Annotated in this window: 8 protein-coding genes; all 8 read right to left on the bottom strand. The window is 69.2% G+C overall.

The window, feature by feature from the left end:
- Positions 1 to 25: 25 nt before the first annotated feature.
- Positions 26 to 499: a hypothetical protein gene (locus ACK42S_RS13060; RefSeq protein WP_409708179.1), complete on the bottom strand. Its 474-nt coding sequence runs from the start codon at positions 497 to 499 to the stop codon at positions 26 to 28.
- Positions 500 to 558: 59 nt separating this feature from the next.
- The gene (folC, locus tag ACK42S_RS13055) at positions 559 to 1860 is read right to left on the bottom strand and encodes a bifunctional tetrahydrofolate synthase/dihydrofolate synthase (protein WP_409708176.1); all 1302 of its coding nucleotides are present in this window, start codon (positions 1858 to 1860) and stop codon (positions 559 to 561) included.
- Positions 1861 to 1969: 109 nt separating this feature from the next.
- Positions 1970 to 2842 carry an acetyl-CoA carboxylase, carboxyltransferase subunit beta gene (gene accD / locus ACK42S_RS13050; RefSeq protein ID WP_409708173.1) on the bottom strand — a complete coding sequence of 291 codons (873 nt, stop codon included), beginning with the start codon at positions 2840 to 2842 and terminating at the stop codon, positions 1970 to 1972.
- Entirely contained in the window at positions 2839 to 3666 is an 828-nt protein-coding gene (trpA, locus tag ACK42S_RS13045; protein ID WP_409708170.1) for a tryptophan synthase subunit alpha, read from the bottom strand. Before trpA ends, accD begins: the two co-directional genes overlap by 4 nt.
- A complete protein-coding gene (gene trpB, locus ACK42S_RS13040; protein WP_409708167.1) occupies positions 3663 to 4931 on the bottom strand; it encodes a tryptophan synthase subunit beta in 1269 nt (422 codons plus the stop codon). Before trpB ends, trpA begins: the two co-directional genes overlap by 4 nt.
- Before the next feature lie 18 nt (positions 4932 to 4949).
- Positions 4950 to 5606 (bottom strand): phosphoribosylanthranilate isomerase, encoded by a 657-nt coding sequence (locus ACK42S_RS13035; protein ID WP_409708165.1) that lies wholly within the window; start codon positions 5604 to 5606, stop codon positions 4950 to 4952.
- On the bottom strand, positions 5603 to 6412 hold the full coding sequence (truA, locus tag ACK42S_RS13030; RefSeq protein ID WP_409708162.1) for a tRNA pseudouridine(38-40) synthase TruA: 810 nt from the start codon (positions 6410 to 6412) through the stop codon (positions 5603 to 5605). Before truA ends, ACK42S_RS13035 begins: the two co-directional genes overlap by 4 nt.
- 94 nt (positions 6413 to 6506) lie before the next feature.
- Positions 6507 to 7766: FimV/HubP family polar landmark protein (locus tag ACK42S_RS13025; protein ID WP_409708159.1), on the bottom strand; the 1260-nt coding region annotated here is incomplete at its 5' end.

Below are 7766 nucleotides of genomic sequence, written 5' to 3'. Positions count from 1 at the left end.
CTTTGGCCTGTGTGGAGGGATGGCCTTAGAGCGGGGCCCGGTCCCTGGCGGCCTCGGCCTCGGCCTTGTCGCGGGCCGGTGCCGGGCTCGGCGCGGGGGCCGTGCGCGGCGCCGCGGGCGGGGCTGACGCCGGGGCAGCCGCGACGGAAGGCTCGGGAGCCGGCACCTCGCGGCCGGCATCGGCCGCGCGCTCTTCGATCACCGCTGGTTCCGGGGCCCGCGCCGCGGAGGCAGCCGGCGCAGGCAAGGGTGCCGGCGCGCGGACCCTGGGGGTCTCCTTGGCCGGAATCTCGATCGGCAAGTCGGTGGGAACCGGGCGCGGCTCGGTCTCGAACAGCATCGGGAAGCCGATCACGGCCACCCCCACCAGCACCACGGCCCCGATGAGGCGATGCCGGGCCCGGGTCCGGGCTTGTTCGACCGTGTCGTCCGGGCGGGACGACGCCGCAGGGGCCTCGCCCGAGGCTGCGACACGCTTGAAGAAGGAGAGCAGACCCATGCGTCTCGGAATGTGGGAACGCCGGCCTTGCAGCCGGCCCGCCGGCCGTCCAGGCCGCCTCAGCCCAGGTGCCGGGCCGACAGGCGGGGCAGGCCGCCCTGCAACACGCCCCCGACGGTGAAGAAGGACCCGAAGACCACGATTCTATCAGCCGGGTCCGCCGCGGACAGCGCGCACTGCAAGGCCTGAAGCGGCGTGGCATGCACCGACGCGACGGCCTGCACCGGCGTGCGCGCCGGCAGGGTGTGCCAGCGGCGCAGCAGGTCGGCGCCCGGAAGGGCCCGGCCCGTGGGCAGGTCGGTGAAGTACCAGGCATCGACCAGCACGTGCATGCGCCGCAAAATGGCGTTCACGTCTTTGTCGGCCATAGCACCGAACACGGCGTGCGTGCGTGGGAAGAAGCCCATCTGGTCGAGGTTCTCGGCCAGCGTGGCCACCGCGTGCGGGTTGTGGGCCACATCCAGCACCAGCGTGGGCTGGCCGGGCATGATCTGGAAGCGCCCGGGCAGCTCCACCATCGCCAGGCCATTGCGCACGGCCTGGGCATTGATGGGCAGGCGCTCGTGCAGCGTCTCGAAGGCCGCCAGCACCCCGGAGGCGTTGAGCAACTGGTTGGCGCCTCGCAGCGCCGGGTAGGCCATCGCGTTGTAGCGACGGTGCCGGCCCGACCAGTTCCATTGCTGGCGGTCGCCGCTGTAGCGGAAGTCCCGCCCGAACAGGTGCAGGTCGGCGCCCAGCGCCTGGGCCCGCTCGATCACGCTGTGCGGCGGCATCGGGTCGCTGACGACCACCGGGCGCCCGGCGCGCATGATGCCCGCCTTCTCGCGCCCGATACTCTCGCGGTCGGGCCCCAGGTAGTCCATGTGGTCCAGGTCGATGCTGGTGATGACGGCACAGTCGGCATCGATCACGTTGACCGCGTCCAGGCGCCCGCCCAGGCCCACTTCGAGCACCACCAGGTCCAGCCCCGACTGTGACAGCAGCCGCAGGATCGCCAGGGTGGTGAACTCAAAGTAGGTCAAGCCCTGCCCTTCGCGGGCGGCTTCCACCGCCTCGAAATGCGGCAGCAGGGCCTCGGCGGCCACCACCTCGCCGCGGATGCGGCAGCGCTCCTCGAAATGCACGAGATGGGGCGAGGTGTAGACGCCAGTGCGGTAGCCCGCTTGCAGCGCGATGGCCTCCAGCATCGCGCAGGTGGAGCCCTTGCCATTGGTGCCGGCGACCGTCACCACCGGGCAGTCGAAGTGCAGGTCCAGTCGGGCAGCCACGGCCTGGACCCGCTCGAGCGTGAGATCGATCGTGCTGGGGTGCAGGCGCTCGCAGTGCGCCAGCCAGTCGGCCAGGGTTTTGGGAGAACTCATGGAGCGATGGTAAGCCGCCGGCGGTCGCCGGGACGGCCTCGGTGTCAATGCGGGGGGGCACCGCCAAGGGCCGGCGCGAAGCCGGCCCCGCAAGCGCGGATGGAAACGATCAGGCCACCGCGTCGGCCGGCTGGCGCTGCAGCATGGCCAGCAGGCGGGCCACCGTGGGCCGCAGCTCGCGCCGGTCGACGATCATGTCCAGCGCCCCCTTCTGCATCAGGAACTCTGAGCGCTGGAAGCCCTCGGGCAGCTTCTCGCGCACGGTGTTCTCGATGACCCGCGGGCCGGCAAAGCCGATCAGAGCCTTGGGCTCGGCAATCACCACGTCGCCCACGAAGGCGAAGCTGGCCGACACGCCGCCCATGGTCGGGTCGGTCAGCACACTGATGTAGGGCAGCTTGGCCTTGGCCAGGCGGGTGAGCGCCGCGTTGGTCTTGGCCATCTGCATCAGGCTGAGCAGGCCTTCCTGCATGCGTGCCCCTCCGGTGGCGGTGAAGCAGATGAACGGTGTCTTTTGTTCCAGCGCGGTCTCGACGCCACGCACGAAGCGCTCACCCACCACCGAGCCCATGGAGCCGCCCATGAAGTCGAATTCGAAACAGGCGGCCACCACGGGCATGCTCAGCACGGCACCGCCCATCACGACGAGCGCGTCGGTCTCGCCTGTGGTCTCCAGCGCATCCTTCAGGCGGTCGGGGTATTTCTTGCTGTCGCGGAACTTCAGTGCATCGACCGGGATGACCTCCTGGCCGATCTCGTAGCGGCCCTCGGCGTCGAGGAATTTGTCCAGCCGTGCGCGCGCGTTGATGCGGTGATGGTGCGCGCACTTGGGGCAGACGTAGTGGTTGTGCTCCAGGTCGGTCTTGTACAGCACCGTTTCGCACGACGGGCACTTGATCCACAGCCCTTCCGGCACCGAACGGCGCTCGGCCGGGTCGGTCTGCTGGATTTTCGGGGGCAGCAGTTTTTCAAGCCAACTCATCGATGAACTCCTTCCAGGCTGTCAAGGGCGGCACGGATCTGCGCGATGAACTCGCGCCCGGCCGCCACCACGCGGTCGCGCGGCTGTTCTTCCAGCAACTGCACGAGGCGCGAGCCGATCACCACCGCATCGGAGACGGCCGCCACGGCCCGGGCAGTGTCGGCATCGCGGATGCCAAACCCCACGCCCACCGGCACCGAGACATGCTCGCGGATACGGGGCAGCATCTGCGCCACCGCCGCCGTGTCCAGGTGCCCGGCACCGGTCACGCCTTTCAGGGACACATAGTACACGTAGCCGCTGGCGACCCGCCCGACCTGCTGCATGCGCTCGGCGGTGGAGGTCGGGGCCAGCAGGAAGATCGGGTCCAGGCCCTGGGATTTCAGCGTGGCGGCAAAAGCCTCGCATTCCTCGGGCGGGTAGTCGACCACCAGCACGCCATCGACACCAGCCTCACGCGCAGCCTGCACGAAGGCCCCTTCGCCGTGGCGCTGGTCATAGCGTTCGATCGGGTTGGCATAGCCCATCAAGACCACCGGGGTGGTCGTGTTGCTCACACGGAAGGCCCGGACCTGGTCGAACACCTGGGGCAGGCCGATCCCGCGGGCCAGGGCCCGCTCGGCAGCCTTCTGGATCACCGGGCCGTCGGCCATCGGGTCGGAAAACGGCACGCCCAGTTCGATCACGTCGGCCCCGGCGTCGGCCAGGGCCAGCATCAGCTCGGGTGTGACGTCGGCATAGGGGTCGCCGGCGGTGACGTAGGGGATGAGGGCCTTGCGGCCCTGCTCGCGCAGGCGGGCGAAAGTGGCAGCGATGCGGCTCATTTCGGCCCCTTCATCGCCTGGGCGTCGCCACCCTTGACGCTCTGGCCCCGGCAGGACGGACGGCAATAGAACTCGGCGCCCGAGAGGTCGGCCACCGTGCCGATGTCCTTGTCGCCACGGCCCGACAGATTCACGAGCAAGGTCTGGTCCGGGCGCATCGTAGGGGCCAGTTGCATCGCATAGGCCACCGCGTGGCTGGATTCCAGCGCCGGAATGATGCCCTCGGTGCGACACAGGCGGTGAAAGGCGTCGAGCGCCTCCTTGTCGGTCACGCCCACGTACTCGGCGCGGCCGATGTCCTTCAGGTAGGCATGCTCGGGGCCCACGCCCGGATAATCCAGGCCGGCCGAGATCGAGTGGGTCTCGATGATCTGCCCGTTGTCGTCTTGCAGCAGGTAGGTGCGGTTGCCGTGCAGCACGCCCGGCGAGCCGGCACTCAGCGACGCCGCATGCTTGCCGGTGTCCAGCCCCTCCCCGGCCGCCTCGACGCCGATCAGGCGCACCGACTCGTGCGGGATGTAGGGGTAGAAGATGCCCATGGCATTGCTGCCGCCGCCCACGCAGGCGATCACGGCATCGGGCTGGCGGCCCGTCATCTCGGGCATCTGCACGAGGCATTCCTCGCCGATCACGCTCTGGAAGTCGCGCACCATCGCAGGGTAAGGCGCGGGGCCGGCCACCGTGCCGATGATGTAGAAGGTGTTCTCCACGTGGGTGACCCAGTCGCGCAGGGCTTCGTTGAGCGCATCCTTCAGGGTGCGCGAACCGCTTTCCACCGGCACCACGGTCGCGCCCAGCAGGTGCATGCGGTAGACATTGGGCGACTGGCGCTTCACGTCCTCGCTGCCCATGTAGACCACGCACTCCATGCCATAGCGCGCGCAAATCGTCGCGGTGGCCACGCCATGCTGGCCCGCGCCCGTCTCGGCGATCACACGCGGCTTGCCCATGCGACGCGCCAGCAGGGCCTGCCCGATGGTGTTGTTCACCTTGTGGGCGCCGGTGTGGTTGAGATCCTCGCGCTTGAGGTAGATCTGCGCCCCGCCCAGCTCGCGGCTCAGGCGCGCGGCGTGGTAGACAGGGCTCGGACGGCCGACGAAATGGGCCAGTTCACTGCGGAATTCGGCCTGGAACTCGGGGTCGTGGCGGTAGCGCTCGTAGGCCACCTTGACTTCGTCCAGGGCATGGGTGAGGGTTTCGGCGACGAAAGAGCCGCCATACGGGCCGAAATGCCCCCGGGCATCGGGTTGCTGGTAGTTCAACATGGCTTCAGGTGAACGGGGTCAGGCGATGGCGGCTGCGATACGCGCATCGGCTTCGCGAACCGCCTCGCAGAACCGGCGCATCGCCGCGGCATCCTTGATGCCCTTGGCGGATTCGACGCCGGAACTCACGTCAACGGCCCAGGGCCGGACCTGAAGCACCCCATCGGTCACGTTTGCAGGATTCAACCCACCAGACAAAACGACCGGACAGGGCACGCCGGGGGGAATGAGTGACCAATCGAAGACCTTTCCACCGCCACCGTAACCTTCGACGTGCGCATCCAGCAGCACGGCCTGGGCGGTGGCAAAACGCTGCGCAAAGTGTAGCAAATCGAAGCCGGGCGCCATGCGGGCGGCGCGCAGATAGGGTCGGCCGGCAGCCTCGCAGTCCTGCGGTGTTTCGTCACCATGGAACTGCAGCACCAGTTGCGGAATGGCCTCGCAGGCCCGGCGTACCTCGTCGGCCGCCGCGTTCACGAACAAGCCCACCGGCGTGACGAACGGTGGCAGCCGGCGCACCAGCGTCACGGCCTGCTCCAGGCTGACATGGCGCGGGCTGCGGTCATAGAACACCAGGCCGATGGCGTCGGCCCCGGCGGCCACCGCCGCCTCGACATCGGCCTGGCGCGTGAGACCACAGATCTTGATGCGGGTGCGTTGGGCAGGCATGGTCATCTCGGACCCTCCGTAGCCGCCGGACCGGGCAGCCAGTCATGGGCCGCCGTGTGCACCGGCAGCCCCAGATGCGCATCGTAGCGGGGCCCGAGGAAGTACAGGCCATCCGGCGCAAAGGTGGGGGCAGCCAACGTGCGGTCACGGCCGGCCAGCACCCGTGCCACCCAGTCCGGCTCGCGGGTCCCGGCGCCAACCGCGATCAGGCATCCCATCAGGTTGCGCACCATGTGGTGCAAGAAGGCATCGGCCTCGAATTCGAAGCGCCAGTAGGCCCCATGCCGCTCAATCGAGAGCTCGGTGAGATGTTTGACCGGACTGCGGGCCTGACACTCCGACGATCGAAAGGCACTGAAGTCGTGCCGGCCCAGCAGGTGGGCGGCGGCACGGCGCATCGCCTGTGCGTCCAGCGGACGGAAGACCCAGCCCACCAGGCCGCAGTCCAGGGCCGGGCGCACTGGCGATTCGCGCAGCACGTAGGCATAGCGGCGCGACCGAGCGCTGTTGCGGGCGTGGAAGTCGTCCGGGACGGGGCAGCACCACTGCACGGCGATGTCGTGGGGCAGAAAAGTGTTGGTGCCGCGCACCCAGGAAAAGGGCTCGCGCCGGCGATCGGTGTCGAAGTGGACGACCTGGTTGAGTCCGTGCACGCCGGCGTCGGTCCGCCCGGCACAGACCACCCGCACCGGGGCATCGGCAAAGCGCGTCAGCGCCTGCTCGAGGTGGTCCTGCACCGTGCGCCCGCCGGGTTGACTCTGCCAGCCCAGGTAGGCCGTGCCTCGGTAGCTGACACCCAGTGCGATCCTCACGGCAAGCGTTCCCAGGTCGGTTGCTCAGGGTCTCGGAAAGGCAACGGGCCAGGTGGCGACCCGCGCCCCCTGGCCCGTGACGGGCATGCTGTGTTCAGGCCAGTTCAGCGAGCATGCTCTGGGCCTTGGCCTTGAGCGCCCCACTGGACTTGGACACGACCTCCTGCAGGAGTTCGCGAGCCCCTTCGCGGTCACCGATCTGGCGGAACTCCTCGGCCAGCTCCAGCTTGCGCTCCATCGGATCGCCGGAGGTCTCTCCGTCGCCAAGATCCAGCCCGGCCAGTTCGTCAGCGGCCCCAGGGCCCGTCTCGGGCGATGGGGTCGGGCCCAGGTCGAGCGACAACTCACCCAGGTCGAAATCCATCGAGCGCGAATTGGGTGCATCGGCGCGGGCGGCGGGCTGGGCGGGCGCCACCTCGGGCAGTTCCGGCAGCTCGAAGGCCATGTCCATCTCGGATGCAACCTCCCGGGCAGGCGGGACTTCGGGATCTGGGGATCCGGCCTGGGCCCGCTCAGACACGGCCGCAACGGCAGCCAGCGGCTGGGTCGACTCGGAATTGAAACTGCTGGGCGCGGGTTCGTCGCCCAAGGGCAGGTCCAGATCGAGATCGACATTGGCCTGGGCCTTGGACGCCTCGGCATAGGTCGACGGCGTGGGCATCACCGACTGGGGCATCGTGCTCGCCCCCAGCGGCTCATAGCCCCCTTCGGGCAGCTTGACGGCATCCGGTGGCGCGCCGCCCGGTTGGTACAGCGCGTTGTCAGGGTCGATCTGGCGGCCCAGTTCCTGGGCGCGGGCCCAGTCCTCGCCCTGGCCGCCGGTCAAGCCATACAACTGGGTGGCCAGCAGTTCGAAGCCCTTGGCGTCGCGACGCTTGGCATAGACCTCGAGCAGCTTGGTGCGGATGGCCAGGCGCTCAGGGTTGGCACGCATGGCTTCCTTGAGGATCTCCTCGGCCTGCAGGTCACGGCCGTAGGCCAGGTAGACATCGGCCTCGGCCACCGGGTCGACGTCGCCGATGGCATCGAGCTGGCTGAGCGAATAACTCAGCGACGAAGGCGCCCCGGTGGCATCCTTGGTGTCCACTCGCTGGCCGCCACTGGCGCCGAAGAAGGAGTCAGGCTGCAGGCGGCTTTCGAGGAAGGAGGTCTCCCCGCTGTCCTTCTTGGTCCGCGAGCGCAGACGGTAGACGCCCAGGCCCACGAGCAGGGCCACCAAGCCGCCGGCCAGAGGCAGCGTGAGCGGATTGGCCAGCAGGTCGTCGATCAGGCTGGGCTCGGCCGGGGCCGGCGTGGGCCCCGGGGCCGGTGCAGGGGGCTGTGCGGGGACCGGCGCCGGAGCCTGGGCCGCGGC

It is taken from the genome of Caldimonas sp. (genome assembly GCF_046289365.1).
Lineage (GTDB): Bacteria > Pseudomonadota > Gammaproteobacteria > Burkholderiales > Burkholderiaceae_C > Caldimonas.
This window is presented reverse-complemented; position numbering and strand designations above follow the sequence as displayed.